The 15,175-nt window shown below is 70.9% G+C and carries 16 protein-coding genes; 6 read left to right on the forward strand and 10 right to left on the reverse strand.

Translation table 11 applies throughout. The annotated features are described in order from the left end of the window. Positions 1-247: 247 nt before the first annotated feature. Positions 248-1,735, forward strand: coding sequence for an ABC transporter substrate-binding protein (locus CLU95_RS09835; RefSeq protein ID WP_099792635.1), 1,488 nt, complete (start codon positions 248-250; stop codon positions 1,733-1,735). Continuing rightward, positions 1,732-3,153 carry an amidase gene (locus CLU95_RS09840; RefSeq protein WP_099792637.1) on the forward strand — a complete coding sequence of 474 codons (1,422 nt, stop codon included), beginning with the start codon at positions 1,732-1,734 and terminating at the stop codon, positions 3,151-3,153. Before CLU95_RS09835 ends, CLU95_RS09840 begins: the two co-directional genes overlap by 4 nt. Before the next feature lie 21 nt (positions 3,154-3,174). Here the strand turns inward: CLU95_RS09840 and CLU95_RS09845 are convergent, their stop codons facing one another. After that, the gene (locus CLU95_RS09845; protein WP_099792639.1) at positions 3,175-4,038 is read right to left on the reverse strand and encodes a LysR family transcriptional regulator; all 864 of its coding nucleotides are present in this window, start codon (positions 4,036-4,038) and stop codon (positions 3,175-3,177) included. A gap of 127 nt (positions 4,039-4,165) precedes the next feature. Here CLU95_RS09845 and CLU95_RS09850 point away from each other — a divergent pair, with 127 nt between their 5' ends. Then, on the forward strand, positions 4,166-4,564 hold the full coding sequence (locus CLU95_RS09850; protein ID WP_099792641.1) for a tautomerase family protein: 399 nt from the start codon (positions 4,166-4,168) through the stop codon (positions 4,562-4,564). 52 nt (positions 4,565-4,616) lie between these two features. Next, complete coding sequence (locus CLU95_RS09855; protein WP_099792643.1) at positions 4,617-5,978, forward strand: tetratricopeptide repeat protein; 1,362 nt, start codon at positions 4,617-4,619, stop codon at positions 5,976-5,978. 9 nt (positions 5,979-5,987) lie between these two features. On the opposite strand, the gene CLU95_RS09860 is transcribed toward CLU95_RS09855, so the two are convergent. Continuing rightward, on the reverse strand, positions 5,988-6,683 hold the full coding sequence (locus CLU95_RS09860) for a histidine phosphatase family protein (protein ID WP_099792645.1): 696 nt from the start codon (positions 6,681-6,683) through the stop codon (positions 5,988-5,990). Positions 6,684-6,786: 103 nt separating this feature from the next. On the opposite strand from CLU95_RS09860, the gene CLU95_RS09865 reads away from it, so the two are divergent. Beyond that, a complete protein-coding gene (locus tag CLU95_RS09865) occupies positions 6,787-7,497 on the forward strand; it encodes an alpha/beta fold hydrolase (RefSeq protein ID WP_180288573.1) in 711 nt (236 codons plus the stop codon). Positions 7,498-7,506: 9 nt separating this feature from the next. On the opposite strand, the gene pcp is transcribed toward CLU95_RS09865, so the two are convergent. The 7 genes from pcp to CLU95_RS09900 all read right to left on the reverse strand — a co-directional run bounded on the left by pcp (position 7,507) and on the right by CLU95_RS09900 (position 12,811). Beyond that, the gene (gene pcp / locus CLU95_RS09870) at positions 7,507-8,178 is read right to left on the reverse strand and encodes a pyroglutamyl-peptidase I (RefSeq protein WP_099792647.1); all 672 of its coding nucleotides are present in this window, start codon (positions 8,176-8,178) and stop codon (positions 7,507-7,509) included. Between the two features lie 5 nt (positions 8,179-8,183). Further along, positions 8,184-8,924, reverse strand: a complete 741-nt coding sequence (gene pxpA / locus CLU95_RS09875) for a 5-oxoprolinase subunit PxpA (RefSeq protein WP_099792648.1) — start codon at positions 8,922-8,924, stop codon at positions 8,184-8,186. 323 nt (positions 8,925-9,247) lie between these two features. After that, entirely contained in the window at positions 9,248-10,246 is a 999-nt protein-coding gene (locus CLU95_RS09880; RefSeq protein WP_099792650.1) for a biotin-dependent carboxyltransferase family protein, read from the reverse strand. Then, positions 10,243-10,890, reverse strand: coding sequence for a 5-oxoprolinase subunit PxpB (pxpB, locus tag CLU95_RS09885; protein WP_099797198.1), 648 nt, complete (start codon positions 10,888-10,890; stop codon positions 10,243-10,245). The genes CLU95_RS09880 and pxpB overlap by 4 nt, the downstream gene beginning before the upstream one ends. A gap of 39 nt (positions 10,891-10,929) precedes the next feature. Then, positions 10,930-11,433, reverse strand: coding sequence for a pantetheine-phosphate adenylyltransferase (gene coaD, locus CLU95_RS09890; protein ID WP_062481439.1), 504 nt, complete (start codon positions 11,431-11,433; stop codon positions 10,930-10,932). 43 nt (positions 11,434-11,476) lie between these two features. Further along, complete coding sequence (locus CLU95_RS09895; RefSeq protein WP_099792652.1) at positions 11,477-12,139, reverse strand: RsmD family RNA methyltransferase; 663 nt, start codon at positions 12,137-12,139, stop codon at positions 11,477-11,479. Between the two features lie 36 nt (positions 12,140-12,175). Next, the gene (locus tag CLU95_RS09900) at positions 12,176-12,811 is read right to left on the reverse strand and encodes a LysE/ArgO family amino acid transporter (RefSeq protein WP_099792654.1); all 636 of its coding nucleotides are present in this window, start codon (positions 12,809-12,811) and stop codon (positions 12,176-12,178) included. Positions 12,812-12,890: 79 nt separating this feature from the next. Between CLU95_RS09900 and CLU95_RS09905 the strand changes: the two genes are divergently transcribed. Further along, on the forward strand, positions 12,891-13,802 hold the full coding sequence (locus tag CLU95_RS09905; protein WP_099792656.1) for a LysR family transcriptional regulator ArgP: 912 nt from the start codon (positions 12,891-12,893) through the stop codon (positions 13,800-13,802). Between the two features lie 6 nt (positions 13,803-13,808). Here CLU95_RS09905 and CLU95_RS09910 read toward each other — a convergent pair whose 3' ends face one another. Continuing rightward, on the reverse strand, positions 13,809-15,167 hold the full coding sequence (locus CLU95_RS09910; protein WP_099792658.1) for a M16 family metallopeptidase: 1,359 nt from the start codon (positions 15,165-15,167) through the stop codon (positions 13,809-13,811). Positions 15,168-15,175: the final 8 nt, after the last annotated feature.

The following is a 15,175-nucleotide window of genomic DNA, read 5'->3' on the forward strand; positions in this document are numbered from 1 at the left end:
CGGTCATGAGCATCTGGTGGCGCCACGCGTTGGCTTCGCGCAAGATCGCTCGCCCATCCGGGAACGTCCCGAGGAAATACCGCCCGCGCCGGCGCGCACCGGAGGGCCTGCTGCGAGAGAATGATTCGCTGCACGTGGCATCTTTCGTGCTGTGTGTCTTTCTTTCGTGGCGCTGCGCTTCCCCCTGGGGCACGGTGCGCGCCGAAGCAGTCATTCGACACTGACCGTTTTCCGGAGATCACCCCGTATGTTGAACCGTCGCACCCTCCTTACCACCGCCGGCGCCACTGTCGCCCTGGCCACTCCGCTGGCCGGCATGGCGCAGGGCCGCAAGGACGCCATCGTGATCGGCATGGCCCTGGAGCCGCCGGGCCTGGATCCGACCACCGGCGCCGCCGCCGCCATTGCCGAGGTCGTGCAATACAACATCCTGGAAACGCTGACCAAGATCAACGTCGACGGCAGCGTCACGCCGCTCCTGGCCGAGAGCTGGGAAATCTCGCCCGACCTGAAGACCTACACCTTCAAGCTGCGCAAGGGCGTGAAGTTCCAGAACGGCGAGCCGTTCAACGCGTCCACCGTCAAGTTCGCGTTCGACCGCGCCGGCGGCGAGAAGAGCACCAACAAGGACAAGCGCACCTTCGCCAACCTCGCCACGCAGGTGGTCGACGAGCACACGGTCGTGGTCATCAACAAGGAGATCGACCCCGACCTGCCCTTCGTGCTCGGTCAGGCCACGGCCGCCATCGTCGAGCCCAAGAGCGTCGACGGCAACGCCACCAAGCCGATCGGCACCGGCCCCTACAAGCTGGACAGCTGGGCCAAGGGCTCGTCGATCACGCTGAGCAAGTGGGAGGGCTTTCGCGCCCCCGCCCTCGCGAAGATCAACAAGGTCACCTTCCGCTTCATCTCGGACACCGCCGCGCAGGCCGCCGCCGTGCTCTCGGGCGACGTCGACGTGTTCACGCGCATCGGCACGCGCGCCGTGCCGCAGTTCCGCAACAACCCGCAGTTCCAGACCATCCTGGCCGGTTCGCGCGCCAAGACCATCCTCTCGATCAACAACAAGAAGAAGCCGCTCGACGACGTGCGCGTGCGCCGCGCCATCCTCGCGGCCATCGACCGCAAGGCCTTCATCGAGGGCGCGGCCGACGGCCTGGGCGTGCCGATCGGCAGCCATTACGTGCCGGGCGCCGCGGGCTATGTCGACACCACGGGCATCAACCCTTTCGACATCGAGAAGGCCAAGAAGCTGCTCGCCGAGGCCGGCGTGAAGACCCCGCTCGAACTGCGCATGACCCTGCCCCCGCCGCCGTATGCGCGCCAGGGCGGCGAAGTCATCGTGGCGCAGCTCGCCAAGATCGGCATCAACGTGAAGATCCAGAACGTCGAGTGGGCACAGTGGCTCAGCGGCACCTACGGCAACAAGGACTACGACCTGTCGATCATTTCGCACGTCGAGCCCTTCGATCTCGGCAACTACGCCAAGCCCGACTACTACTGGGGCTACCAGTCGAAGGCCTTCGACACGCTGTTCGACAAGATCAAGTCCACCGGCAACGCGGCCGAGCGCAACAAGCTGCTGGGCGAGGCGCAGAAGCTGCTGGCCACCGACGCGGCCAACGGCTTCCTCTACCAGCCGCAGTTCCCGACCGTGGCCAAGAAGAACGTCAAGGGCCTCTGGAAAGAGAACCCGATCTTCGTGAACGACCTGTCCGCGCTGTCGTGGGGATGAGCCCCGCAGTGTCTGACCCCTCCCTGCCTTCGTTGAGCGACCTGTCGGCGCAGGAGCTGTCCGCGGCCTACCGCGAGAAGCGCTTGTCGCCGGTCGAGGTGACGCGCGCCGTCATCGCGCGCATCGAGCACTGCGAGCCCCGGCTGCAGGCCACGTGGCTGTTCCGGCCCGAGGCTGCGCTGGAGCAGGCGCGTGCCTCGGAGCAGCGCTGGCAGCGCGGCGATGCGCGCGGTCCGCTCGACGGCGTGCCGACCACCATCAAGGAAAACATCGCCACGCGCGGCGACCCGCTGCCCGCGGGCACGGCCGCCGTCGACCTCATGCCCGCCGCCGCCGACGCCCCGCCGGCCGCGCGCCTGAAGGAAGCCGGCGCCGTCATCGTCAGCAAGACCACCATGCCCGACTACGGCATGTTGTCGTCGGGGCTGTCGAGCTTTCACACGCTCGCGCGCAACCCCTGGGACCTGAGCCGCACGCCGGGCGGTTCCAGCGCCGGCGCCGGTGCCGCCGCGGCCGCGGGCTACGGCCCGCTGCACCTGGGCACCGACATCGGCGGCTCGCTGCGGCTGCCCGCCAGCTGGTGCGGCATCTTCACGCTCAAGCCCAGCCTGGGGCGCATCCCGATCGATCCGCCCTACATGGGCCGCGCTGCCGGCCCCATGACGCGCACCGTCGGCGACGCCGCGCTCATGATGCAGGCGCTGGCCCGGCCCGATGCGCGCGACAGCATGAGCCTGCCCGCGCAGGACATCGACTGGGCCGCGTTCGACGTCGCGCCCGACCACCTGCGCGGCCTGCGCATCGGGCTGCTGCTCGACGCCGGCTGCGGCCTCGCGGTCGAACCCGAGATCCAGGCCGCGGTCGAGCTGGCCGCGCGCCTGTTCGAAAAGGCCGGCGCCACGGTCGAGCCGATGCAGCCCTTCATGTCGCAGGCCCTGCTCGACGGCATGGACCACCTGTGGCGCATGCGCTCGCTCGTGGACATGAAGGCCCTGCGCCCCGACCAGCGCGCCAAGGTGCTGCCCTACATCCGCGAATGGGCCGAGAGCGCTGCCGAGTTCAGCGGCGAGCATGTGTTCCGCAGCTTCAGCCAGTTCCATGCGACGCGCGTCACCACGGTGAACGCCTGCGCCCGCTTCGACTACGTGATCTCGCCGGTGTCGCCCAACATGCCCGCGGCAGCCGAGGCGCCCTCGCCCACCAACGACCCGCTGCGGCCGCTGGAGCACATCGGCTTCACCGTGCCGTTCAACATGTCGGAGCAGCCGGCCGCGTCGGTGAACTGCGGGTACTCGGCGGGTGGTCTGCCGATCGGGCTGCAAATTGCGGGACAGCGCTTCGATGATCTCGGCGTGCTGCGCGTGGCGCGCGCGTTCGAGCAGATACGGGAAGTGCAGCGGCCCTGGCCGCTGGTCTGAGCGCGCTTGGCCTGAAGCTCTTCAGGCCAGCTGCGACGACAGCATCTCCCGCGCCCGCGTCACGAACGCGGTTTCGCCCCGCCGCGCGGGCAGCCACTGGAACGCCACGCGAGGCAGCGCCGGAAGCCCATGTGGCGTGGCCAGCCGCGCGATGCCATCACCGATCGCCGATTCGTTGAGGCAAGCCACGCCTAGGCCTGCCGCCAGAGCCGACTGAAGACCCGCCACGCCTGACGCCACGTGCGCCAGCACGTAGGGCACGCGACGACGGCGCAGCAGGGCCACGGTGAACTGGTGCAACGAGCAGGTGTCGGGCAGCGCCAGCAGCCGCACCGGCTCGCCGCGCACCACGCGCAGGCCGGCCGCACCGAGCCACGCCAGCGATTCGCGCCGCAGCACCGCACCACTGCCGGCCGCTGCTGCATTGGCGCCCGCGATGTTCATCGCCAGCCCCACGTCGAAGTCGCCGTGCGCATAGGCAGCGCGCAGCGCGTCGCTCTTCAGGATGGTCACGTGCAGCCGCACCTGCGGATAGCGCTCGCCGAGCCGGCCCAGCAGACGGGTGAGGTCGCCGGGGCGAAAGTAGTCGGTCACGGCCAGCCGCAGCTCGCCCTGCAGGGTTTCGCCGCGCAGGTCGCGAAAGGCCTCGTCGCTCAGCGCGAGGAGGCGCCGCGCATGGCCCAGCAACCGCGTGCCCGCCTCGGTGGGCACCACGCCGGCCTTGCTGCGGGTCAGCAGCGACTGGCCGGCGCGCTCCTCGAGCTTGCGGATCTGCTCGCTCACCGAGGACTGCGACAGGTACACGCGCGGCGCCGCGGCCGTGAGGCTGCCGGCGTCGGCCACCGCCACCAGGGTGCGCAACTGTTCGAGGTCGAAGCCTTGCATGGTGTCTGCCTATCCATTCGCTGATCCGATGGATTCCATCATATCTTCCCGCTTTTCCGATGATGAGGCCGTGCCCACAATCACCCCATCGACCACCCGTTCTTCACCCCCCAAAAAGGAGTTCACCATGCCCCACATCGTCGTCCACCTCTCCGGCCAACCTGACGCCGCCCTCACCCGCAAGACCGTCGACACGGTCGCCGAGCTCACGCAGAGCGTGCTCGGCAAGGCGCTGCCGGTCATCGCCGTCACGGTGCAGTACATCGCCGCCGACAGCTGGTTCATCGGCGGGCAGTCGCTGGCCGAACTCGGCAAGTCGGCCTTCCACCTGGACATCAGCGTGACCGACGAGACCAACACCAAGGCCGAGAAGGCGCGCTACCTGCGCGAGGTGTACGCGGCCATGGCGGCGCTGCGGCCCCACCTGCACGAGGTCTCGTACATCCACGTGATCGATGCGCGCGGCGCGGCCTACGGCTACGGCGGCAAGACGCAGGAGTACCGCCACCAGCAAGCGGGCGTCTAAGGCGTCTCACAGGGACTTGAAAGACGCCGAGGGGGCGTGGCACCATGCCGCCATGCCCTCCCACGGAACCCCGCTCGCCGCCGACAGCCTCGGCAATCCGCTCACGCTCGACGACGCCGCCAGCCTCGCGTTGGTCGACGACTTCGTCATGGGCTTCATTTCGACCGAGGCGCGCGCCGTGAACCTGCTGGCGCTGGCCGACAGCGATGCCAGCCCCATCGTTCAGGCCTACTGCGCGACGCTGCACCTGTTCGCCGAATCGCGCGAGGCTGCCGCCAATGCGCGGCCCTTCCTCGACAAGGCCCGCGCCGGCGCTGCGCGCGCCACACCGCGCGAGCAGCGCTACATCGCCGCCGTCCAGGCCTGGGCCGACGGCGACATCGCACGCGCCATCGCGCTGCATGCCGAGCAGGCGCTCGAGCATCCGCGCGACCTGGTGTCGGTCAAGCTGGGCCAGTACCACTGCTTCAACACTGGCGACTGCCCTGGCATGCTGCGGCTAGCGCTCGCGGCGCTGCCAGCCGCGGCCGAGGTGCCCTACGTGCACGGCATGGCGGCCTTCGGCTACGAGCAATGCCACCTGCTGCGCGAGGCCGAGGCCAGCGCACGCCGTGCGATCGGCCTGTGCCGCAAGGAGCCATGGGCGCACCATGCGCTGGCGCACGTGATGCTCACCGAAGGCCGGCTGACCGAGGGGCTGGCGTTCATGCACAGCGTGAGCGACACCTGGACCGGGCTCAACTCCTTCATGGTCACGCACAACTGGTGGCACGTGGCGCTGTTCCTCATCGACCTGGGCCGCGACGCCGAAGCGCTCGCCGTGTACGACGAACACGCCTGGGGCGTGGTGAAGGACTACTCGCAGGACCAGATCGGCGCCGTGTCGCTGCTCGCGCGGCTCGAGCTCGCGGGCATCGACGTCGGTGCGCGCTGGGACGACGTGGCCGACCACCTGCGGCAGCGCCAGGCCGACCATGTGCTGCCCTTTCTCGACCTGCAGTACCTCTATGGCCTGGCGCGCGCCGGTAGGCCCGAGGCCGAGGTGCTGCTGCACAACATCGAGGCCTTCGCGCCCGTCGCCCCGGCGTCCACGCGCGCCGCCTGGCAGCGCGTGTGCGTGCCGGCCGCGCGCGGCCTCGTGGCCCATGCGCGCGGCGATGTCGCGGGCGCGGTCGAGGGCCTGGGTGTGGCGCTGCCGCGCATGATCGAGATCGGCGGCAGCCATGCGCAGCGCGACCTGTTCGAGCAGCTCTATCTCGACGCGCTGGTGCGCACCGGCACCGAGGCGGCGCTTGCAGGCTCACAAGGCCTGCTGCAGCAGCAGCTCAACGGCCAGCCCGAATCGCTGCGGCTGCGGCGGCAGGCGGACGCGGTCTACGCGCGGCTGGGACTCGGGCAGCTCGCGAGGCGCTGAGCGCCGGGCTCAGTCTTTCTTCAGGTGCCGCCGCTGGTCGTAGGTCGGCTGCGGCGGCAGGTCGGCGAGGTGGCGCGTGTCGGCCCACTCGACGATCTCGATGGCGTCCGGCGCGGCCGGGTCGGCGATGCGGATGCGGTTGAAGCCCGCATTCGGAATCTCGCTCTGGCGCGGGCCGCTGAGGCTCAGGCCGCGCGCGGTGCGCCACACCATGTCGAGCACGCCGCCGTGCGTGACGACGATCAGGCGCTGGCCGCGGTGCGCGGCTGCAACGGTGCCGAGCGCGCCGATCACGCGCGCATGGAACTCGCGCGCGCTCTCGCCCTGCGGCATGGCGTGGTCTTCGCGGAACTCCAGCCACTCTTCCCAGGCGCGCGGATGCTGGCTCTGGATCTCGTCGGCCCGCATGCCCTCGACCACGCCGAAGTGCTGCTCGCGCAGCGCCGCCGAGGTGACCACCTGCAGCGCGAGCTGCTGCGCCGCGGGCGCCGCAGTCTGCTGGGCGCGCATGAGGTCGCTGCTGATGAGGTGCTGTGCCGTCTCGCCCGCCAGCCGCAGGCCGAGGCGGCGCGCCTGCTCGTGGCCGATGTCGTTGAGCGGGACGTCCGCGTGGCCCTGGAAGCGCAGTTCGCGGTTCCAGGCGGTCTCGCCGTGGCGGATCAGGATGAGGTCGGTGGAGGCGGAGTCGGGGGTGCTGGTGGACATTGCATGCATTGTCCCCCGAGTGCATGACATGGCGGCTTCGTGCCAACCCGCTGTTGCACGACGGCCACCTCGTACACGCCGTCCGATCGCGCAGAATCAGCCCATGCCTCATCTTGTCCTGCTGCCCGGCCTTGCCTGCGACGAACGCCTCTGGGAGGCCCAGTTGCCCGCCCTGCCCGCCGCCTTCGGCGCCCGCGTGAGCGATGTCCAGACGCGCCACGACACCATCGAAGGCATGGCCAGCGCCGTGCTGCGCGAACACGACGGCCCGCTGGTGCTGTGCGGCGCGTCGATGGGCGGCATGGTCGCGATGGAGGCGGCACGCCAGGCGCCCGAGCGCATCGCCGGGCTGATGCTGCTGGGCACCAGCGCGCGGCCCGAGACGCCCGACATGTTCACGCTGCGCGAAGGCGCCATCGAGTGGTTCGAGCGCGGCGAGGTGCGCGAGATCATCGAGCCCAACGTCGCCTTCGCCTTCCATGCCGCGCAGGCCGCCAACCCCGCGCTGGTGCAACGCTACCTCGACATCGTGCTCGGCGCCGGCGCGGCCCAGCTCATCCGCCAGAACCACGCCGTGATGCGCCGACCCGACGCGCGCACACACCTGGCCTTGCTGCGCGTACCGGTGCTGCTGATGTGCGGCGACGACGACCGCCTCGCGCCGCCCGAATGCACCCGCGAGATGGCGGCGCTGCTGCCGCGCGCCGAGGTGGTGTGGGTGCCGCAGTGCGGCCACATGCTGACGATGGAGAAGCCTGCGTTCGTCAACACGGCGCTCAACGCCTGGCTGGGCAAGCACTTCCCGAACGCTTGAGAGCCCCGGTCAGTGCAACTGGCCGCCGGTTTCCGCGACGTCCTGCTTCACAGCCAGCGCGGTCTTCACGGTGATGCGCAACGCCTCGACCAGCGTCTCGAGCGCCATGCTCGGCGCGCCCGGAAAGCGCGCCGCCTGTGCCGGCAGGTAGGGAATGTGGATGAAGCCGCCGCGCACGCCCTTCGCCATCGCCTGCGTCGCGATGCGGTGCATCAGCCCGTAGAAGAGGTGGTTGCACACGAAGGTGCCCGCGCTGTTCGACACCGAGGCCGGCACGCCGCCCGCGCGCAGTTCGCGCACGATGGCCTTCACGGGCAAGCTTGAGAAGTAGGCGACGGGCGCGCCGGGCACCACCGGCACGTCGATTGGCTGGCGGCCGAGGTTGTCGGGCACGCGGGCGTCGTCGACGTTGATGGCGATGCGCTCGGGCGTGAACTCGGCGCGGCCGCCCGCTTGGCCGATGCAGATCACCAGCGTCGGCTGGAGCTCGTCCATCGCGCGGTCGAGCGCGTCGAGCGCCTCGCCGAAGATGCAGGGCACCAGGCGCGCATGCACCGTGGCGCGGCCGCACGTCCAGCCGTCGAGCGAGCGCACCGCTTCCCATGACGGATTGAGCAGCTCCTGCTCGAAGGGCTCGAAGCCCGTCAACAAAACGCTGGGAGAAGCGCGCTTCGCCGGCATCGCGTTCAAGCCATCGCGCGGACGGCGATGCCTTCCTGCTGCAAGCGCTCGCGGATGCGCCGCGCGAAGGCCAGCGCATGCGCGCCGTCACCGTGCAGGCACACGCTCTGGGCATTGACTGCCACGGTGCTGCCGTCGATGGCGACCACGCGGTGGTCGCGCACCAGCGACAGCGTCTGCGCCAGCGACTGTTCTTCGCTCTCGATGAGCGCGCCGGGCTGGCTGCGCGGCACGAGGCTGCCGTCGGGCATGTAGCCGCGGTCGGCGAACACCTCTTCGACGGGCTGCAGGCCGGCGCGGCGGGCCGCGTCGATCATGTTGCTGCCGGCCAGGCCGAAGAACTTGAGTGAAGGGTCGAAGCGGCGCACCGCCTCGCACAGCGCCTCGGCGAGTTCGGGCTCTTTCACCGCCTGGTTGTAGAGCTGGCCGTGCGGCTTCACGTGCGAGAGCCGGCCGCCCTCGGCCTTGACGATCGCGGCCAGCGCGCCGACCTGGTAGAGCACGTTCGCCACGATCTCCTCGGGCGGCAGGTGCATGGTGCTGCGGCCGAAGTTCTCGCGGTCGGGAAAGCTCGGGTGCGCGCCGATCGCCACGCCGTGGGCCATGGCCCAGCGCACGCACTGCTGCATCGTCTTGGCGTCGCCCGCGTGCCAGCCGCAGGCGATGTTGGCGGAACTCACGAGGCCGAGCAGCGCTTCGTCGCTGCCGGCGCCTTCGCCGAGGTCGGCGTTCAGGTCGATCTGCATGGGATGTTCTCCGTCTCGTGGGGCAGGTGCGAAAACGACCTGCGCGAACCGACAGTCTAGGGCCTGCTCACGCTATTTCTGGCGTCGCGAAGGTCTGCCACAGCGGGCCAATCAAGGCGCGTGACGCCGCGTGTGCATGCGCACACGCAAGGAGCGCAACGCCGAGTGGCCCGCTGTGGCAGACCTTCCCTCCGGGTTGGCCGGCAAAGGGGCCGTCTGCGGCGTTGCCCGCGCTTGCAAGGCAGAAGCCTTGCTGCGCACGCGCGCCTTGCAGCCAGCCCCTTTGCCGGCCAACGCGACGCCAGAAATAGCGTGAGCAGGCCCTAAGCCGCGCCGGGCCAGCCCGCAGCGGCGAGCCCTTGCGCCACCTGCGCCAGGTAGCGCTGCTGCCCGGCCCAGGCCGCAAGCGCATGCGACAGGTCGGTGCGCACCAGCCGCAACCGGCCGCCGAGCGGCGCCTGCGCGAGCTTCCACAAGTCGGCGCGGATCACCACGCCGATGCGCGGGTAGCCGCCGGTGGTCTGCGCGTCGCCCATGAGGATGATCGGCTGGCCCGAGGGCGGCACCTGGACCGTGCCGGGGATCACGCCCGAGGACAGCATGTCGCCGGCCGCCTTGCGCTGCAGCTCGGCGCCGGCAAGCCGGCTGCCCATGCGGTTGCTCTGCGGCGTGATGCGCCAGCGCTCGTTCCACAGCAGCGCCTGCGCGTCGGGTGTGAACAGGTCGAACTCGGGGCCGGGCAGCACGCGCAGCGCAAGCGCGCCATCGGCCTCGGCCGTGCCCCAGTCGGGCGCGCGCAAGCCGAAAGGACGGCGCGCACTTTGGTCGGCATCGAGGCGCGAAGCGCCCAGCGCGAGCCGGTCGCCCTTGCGCAGCGCACGGCCTTCATGGCCGCCGAAGCCGGCCTTGAGGTCGGTGCTGCGCGAGCCGAGCATGGGTGCGACGTCGATGCCGCCCGCCACCGCAAGCCAGCTGCGCAGGCCGGCCTTCGGCGTGCCGGGCGCGTTGGCGCCGGCGAGCCGCAGCGTCTGGCCGGCGCGCACGGGCACGCTCCAGCAGGGCCACAGCGGCACGCCGTCGAGCGTGGCGCCGAAGTCGTCGCCGGTGAGCGCGATGCGGGTGTCGGTCTCGAACTGCAGCTCGCAGCCGCCCATGGTGAATTCGATGCCGGCCGCCGCGTCGGCGTTGCCGGCCAGCCGGTTCGCCAGCGTGAGCGCGAGCATGTCGAGCGCGCCGCCCGGGCAGATGCCGAGCTGGCGCAGGCCGGGCCGGCCGAGGTCCTGCACCGAGGCATGCACGCCGGGTTTGCGCACGAGGATCATGGCTGCAGGCTTTCGACGACGAAGCGCACGCGGTCGCCGGGGCGCAGCAGCGTGGGCGACTCGGCCGACGGGTCGAACAGCTCGAGCGGCGTGCGGCCGATGAGCTGCCAGCCGCCCGGCGACACCAGCGGGTAGATGCCGGTCTGCTCGCCGCCGATGCCGACCGAGCGCGCCGGCACGGCGGTGCGCGGTTCGGCGCGGCGCGGTGTCGCGAGTTCGGGCGACAGCCCACCCATGAAGGCAAAGCCCGGCAAAAAGCCGAGCAGGTAGACCACGTAGTCGCCGCCGCTGTGGCGGCGCACCACCTCGGCCGCCGACAGCCCGGTGTGGGCCGCCACGTCGGCGAGGTCGGGACCGTGCTCGCCGCCGTAGGCCACGGGAATCTCGATGCGTCGCCCTTCGGCGGCGTGGGCCGCAAGCCCCGGCCAGGCCTGAAGCACGCGCGCCGCGAGTTCCTCGAACGCCACGGCGGTCGGGTCGAAGGTCAGCGTGAGGTTGTTCATGCCCGGCAGCGCCTCGCCGACGCCGGGCCAGGCCAGCACCTCGGCGGCCAGCGCCCAGATGCGCTGCTGCTGCGCCAGCGTGGCGGGCGCGGGCAGGTCGCACACCAGCGCCGCATCGCCCAGCGGATGCAGGCGGGGCAAGGGGGTGTCGCTCACCTCAGCGCGAAGCCTGGGTGCGGGTCATTCTCTGCCCAGGCTGCGAACCTTGGCAGTGAGCTGCTGCTCGACGTTCGGCGAGACGAACTTGTTGACCTCGCCGCCGAGCATGGCGATCTCGCGCACGAAGGTGCTGGAGATGAACTGGTACTTGTCGCTCGGCGTGAGGAACACGGTCTCGACGTCGGGCATCAGCGAGCGGTTCATGCCGGCGAGCTGGAACTCGTAGTCGAAGTCGGTCACGGCGCGCAGGCCGCGCACCATGGCCTTGCCGCCGCGCGCAACGACGAAGTCACGCAGCAGGCCCGAGAAGCTCTCGACCGTCACCTGGTCGCTGTAGGGCTTCACCGCCTCGCGGGCCATGTCCATGCGCTCGGAGAGCGTGAACAGCGCCTTCTTGTGGTGGCCCGCCGCGACGGCGACGATCACCTTGGAGAAGAGTTGGGTTGCACGCCGCACCACGTCCTCGTGACCGAGGGTGATGGGGTCGAAAGTGCCGGGATAAACCGCGATCACGTTGCTGGCCATGGTTGGTTCTTCCTCATGCTGCCGGTGCGGCTTGTCCGGCGGATTATGCAGGCACGGACACGGCGCGCCGCAGCAGATGGGCATGCACGGCGCCGGCCTTCAGGTAGCGGAATTCCACGAGGCCGAGCGCGGCGAGTTCTTCGGCGGCCCAGCGGCGCGGCGCCTCCAGGTAGATCGCGCCGTCGGCATGCAGCGCACGCGCGGCGGCGCGCAGGGCCGGCTCGTACAGCGCGACGGTCTCGAAGGGCGGATCGAGAAACACCGCCTGCAGGCTGCCCGCCGCCGCGCGTTCGAGCGCGGTGACGCCGTTGCCGCGTTCCACGCGCACGGCCTTGGCCGAGAGCTTGGTCTTGGCGGCCTCCAGCTGGGCGACCAGCGCGCCGTCCTGCTCGCACAGCAGCACGTTGGCCGCGCCGCGCGAGGCGGCTTCGAGGCCAAGCGCGCCGGTGCCCGCGAAGGCGTCGATGCAGTGCCAGCCCGGCAGCGCACCGCCGCCCACGCCCGCGAGGCTCGCGAGCCAGTTGAACAGCGTTTCGCGCACACGGTCGGGCGTGGGACGCAAGCCGGGCTTGTCGGCCACGGCGAGGCGGGTGCGTTTCCACTCGCCGCCAATGATGCGGACCTCGTTGGGCCGCGACGGGCGCTTGGCGGCGGGGGCGCGCGAGGCAGGCGCGGCGGCGTTCTTTTTTGTGGGCTTCTGGGGCATGCGGCGAGCTTAACGCCGCAGCTGGCCCCACTTCACTCAGTAGCCCATGAACGCACGACGGGCCAGCAAGGCCGCCAGCACGAGCATGGTGCCGCCGATGAGCGCATCGAGCATCTGCCAGGCGCGCGGGCGTGCGAACACCGGCGCCAGCAGCCGCGCGCCGAAGCCCAGCGCGGTGAACCACAGCACGCTGGCCAGCGACGCGCCCGCCACGAACCAGAGCTTGAGCGCACCCGGGTACTGCGCCCCGGCGCTGCCCACGAGCAGCACGGTGTCCAGGTAGACGTGCGGGTTCAGCAACGTGAAGCCGGCGGCCTGCGCGACCACCGCGGCGCGCGAGCGCGAGGCGCCCTGCGACACCGTCTGCAGCGCGCCCGGCTGCCGCGAGCGCCACAGCGCGCGCAGGCCGTAGCCGCAGAGAAAGGCCGCGCCGAAACCCGCGAGCAGCGTCGCCAGCATCGGCCGGCCCTTCAGCGCCTGCGCCATGCCGGCCACGCCCGCGGCGACCAGCACCGCGTCGCAGACGGCGCAGAACAACACCACCGCGCTCACATGCTCGCGACGCAAACCCTGGCGCAGCACGTACGCGTTCTGGGCACCGATGGCGACGATGAGCACCAGGCTCATGAAGAGCCCGTTGAGGAAAGCGGTGGACGTGTGGACGGCGGTCATGGCCCGAGCTTGCCGCCCGCATCACCTTAAATCAAACTAAACTTTCTAACTTCAATTCAGTTTTACTTCATTCTCCACGATGCTCGACTACGCCGCCCTGCACGCCCTTGCCGCCGTGGTGCGCGAAGGCAGTTTCGAGCGCGCCGCCCGCGCGCTGCACGTCACGCCCTCGGCGGTGTCGCAGCGCGTGAAGCTGCTCGAGGAGCGCACCGGCGGCGCGCTGCTGGTGCGCGGCCAGCCCTGCGTGGCGACCGAGGCCGGCCTGCAGCTGTGCCGGCACGTCGAGCGCGTGGGCATGCTGGAGCACGAGCTGCGCGAGGCCCTGCCCGCGCTCGGCATGGGCAGCGGCGAGGCGCACGAGCGGGTCACGGTGCGGGTGGCCGTCAACGCCGACAGCCTCGCGACCTGGTTCATGGCGGGGGCCGCGGCCTTTGCCGCGCAGGCACCCGACGCCCTGCTCGACCTCACGGCCGACGACCAGGACCACACGGCCGAGCGGCTGCGCAGTGGCGCGGTGCTCGCAGCCGTGACCGCGCTGGCCCAGCCGGTCACCGGCTGCAACAGTGAAGCGCTGGGCACGGTGCACTACGTGGCCGCCGCGAGCCCCGATTTTGTGGAACGGTATTTCGCCAAGGGCGTTGGGGCGCGCACGCTGGCCGCTGCGCCGAACCTGGTGTTCGACCGCAAGGACCGGCTGCAGGCGCGCTGGGTGCGCCGCATCTGCCATCGCAACATGGAAACGCCGCGCCACTGGGTGCCCTCGCCCGCTGCCTTCGTCGAGGCGGCCTGCCGCGGCATGGGCTGGGGCATGCACCCGACCAGCATGGTGGCCGACGCCTTGCGCGACGGCACGCTGGTCGAACTGGTGCCCGGCGCGACGCTGCCGGTGCCGCTGTACTGGCAGCAGGCGCGCGCAGCGCCCCGCCTGTTGGAACAGCTCGGCGCCGCGGTGCGCGCCGCCGCGCGCAGCGGGCCGCACGCGCTGGCCTGAGCCTTCTTACGGAGCGGCCGGCTTGCCGCCCACCACCACCGTCACCATGCGCTGCGGTTGCAGCTTGCGGCCGAACGCGGCCTGGATGTCGGCGGCCGTGACCGCGTTCATGCGCGCGGTCCAGGTGTCGAGGTAGTCCAGCGGCAGGCCGTACCAGGCGATGTTGGCGACGTTGCCGATCAGCTTGCGATTGCTGTCCAGCAGCAGCGGGAAGCCGCCGATCAGGTTGTCCTTCGCGGCCTTCAGTTCCTTCTCGGTCGGGCCTTCGGCCACGAACTTCGCGAGCACCTCGCGCGAGACCTTGGTCGCCGCGTCGGCCTGGTCGGGCCGGGTCTGGAAGCCGATGCGGAAGGCGCCCGCGTCGAGCCCCGGCGCAAAGCCGCTGTACACGCTGTAGGCCAGGCCGCGCTTCTCGCGCACCTCTTCGGTCAGCCGCGAGACAAAGCCACCGCCGCCGAGTACGTAGTTGCCGAGCGTGAGCGCGAAGTGGTCCGGGTCCTGGCGCGGGTAGCCGGGCTGGCCGATGAAGACGTGGGCCTGCGCCGAGTCGAAGGGAATGCGCTCGTCCTTCGGCGCCGTAAGCGCCACCACCGGCGCGATGGCCGGCAGCGGTGCGCAGGCCGCAGGGCTGGGCAGGCGCGACAGCAGCGTGGTCGCGAGCGCCTCGGCCTCGGCGCGCGTGACCGCGCCCACGATGCTGAGCTTGGCGCGGCACGGCAGGATCAGCTGCTCGTAGCGCTGACGCATGGCGGCCGTGTCGATGCGCGCCAGCGTCTCTTCGGTCACTTCCTGGCCGTAGGGATGCGTGCCGTACACGGCCTGCGCGAAGGCGCGGCCGACCACGGTTGCGGGCTTGGTGTTGGCTTCCTTGATGGCGGCGTTGATGCGCTCGCGTTCGCGCGGCCAGATGTCGTCGGGGAACGAGGGCTCACCGATCTCGCGCGCGGCCAGGGCCACGGACTTGGTCAGCAGCGCCGGGTCGGACAGCGTGCGCAGCGTGTAGCTGGTCCGGTCGGTGCCGGCGCTCACGTCGAAGCTGGCGCCCAGATCGGCCCAGGCCTCGCCCAGCGCGTTCTGGTCGAGCGCGGGCTCGCCGTTGCGGCCGGCACGCACGCCCTTCTCGACCATTGCGGCGCTGGTGCTGGCCAGCCCGGCCTGCGCCGCCGGGTCGCGCCGGCTGCCGGCGTCGAAGTCGATCTGCACGTCGACGATCGGCAGCGCGTTGGTCGACACCAGGTACACCTTGGCGCCGTTGGCCAGCGTCCAGTGCTCGATGGGCAGCGCGGCCTGCGCACTGCCCATGCCGAACAGCGCGGTGATGCCCGCCAGGAGGGCGGTGCTTGCAAATTTCTTGAGGTTCTTCATGGAGGGAA

This window comes from Variovorax sp. 54 (assembly GCF_002754375.1).
Classification (GTDB): domain Bacteria; phylum Pseudomonadota; class Gammaproteobacteria; order Burkholderiales; family Burkholderiaceae_C; genus Variovorax.

What these genes read in the sequence shown, in the direction of transcription:
- pxpA (WP_099792648.1), bottom strand. Translation starts at nt 8,924, where the DNA reads ATGCAGATCGACCTGAACGCCGACCTCGGCGAAGGCGCCGGCAGCGAC.
- CLU95_RS09835 (WP_099792635.1), top strand. Translation starts at nt 248, where the DNA reads ATGTTGAACCGTCGCACCCTCCTTACCACCGCCGGCGCCACTGTCGCC.
- CLU95_RS09905 (WP_099792656.1), top strand. Translation starts at nt 12,891, where the DNA reads ATGCTCGACTACGCCGCCCTGCACGCCCTTGCCGCCGTGGTGCGCGAA.
- CLU95_RS09860 (WP_099792645.1), bottom strand. Translation starts at nt 6,683, where the DNA reads ATGTCCACCAGCACCCCCGACTCCGCCTCCACCGACCTCATCCTGATC.
- pcp (WP_099792647.1), bottom strand. Translation starts at nt 8,178, where the DNA reads ATGCCGGCGAAGCGCGCTTCTCCCAGCGTTTTGTTGACGGGCTTCGAG.
- CLU95_RS09880 (WP_099792650.1), bottom strand. Translation starts at nt 10,246, where the DNA reads ATGATCCTCGTGCGCAAACCCGGCGTGCATGCCTCGGTGCAGGACCTC.
- CLU95_RS09910 (WP_099792658.1), bottom strand. Translation starts at nt 15,167, where the DNA reads ATGAAGAACCTCAAGAAATTTGCAAGCACCGCCCTCCTGGCGGGCATC.
- CLU95_RS09855 (WP_099792643.1), top strand. Translation starts at nt 4,617, where the DNA reads ATGCCCTCCCACGGAACCCCGCTCGCCGCCGACAGCCTCGGCAATCCG.
- coaD (WP_062481439.1), bottom strand. Translation starts at nt 11,433, where the DNA reads ATGGCCAGCAACGTGATCGCGGTTTATCCCGGCACTTTCGACCCCATC.
- CLU95_RS09895 (WP_099792652.1), bottom strand. Translation starts at nt 12,139, where the DNA reads ATGCCCCAGAAGCCCACAAAAAAGAACGCCGCCGCGCCTGCCTCGCGC.
- CLU95_RS09840 (WP_099792637.1), top strand. Translation starts at nt 1,732, where the DNA reads ATGAGCCCCGCAGTGTCTGACCCCTCCCTGCCTTCGTTGAGCGACCTG.
- CLU95_RS09865 (WP_180288573.1), top strand. Translation starts at nt 6,787, where the DNA reads ATGCCTCATCTTGTCCTGCTGCCCGGCCTTGCCTGCGACGAACGCCTC.
- CLU95_RS09845 (WP_099792639.1), bottom strand. Translation starts at nt 4,038, where the DNA reads ATGCAAGGCTTCGACCTCGAACAGTTGCGCACCCTGGTGGCGGTGGCC.
- CLU95_RS09900 (WP_099792654.1), bottom strand. Translation starts at nt 12,811, where the DNA reads ATGACCGCCGTCCACACGTCCACCGCTTTCCTCAACGGGCTCTTCATG.
- CLU95_RS09850 (WP_099792641.1), top strand. Translation starts at nt 4,166, where the DNA reads ATGCCCCACATCGTCGTCCACCTCTCCGGCCAACCTGACGCCGCCCTC.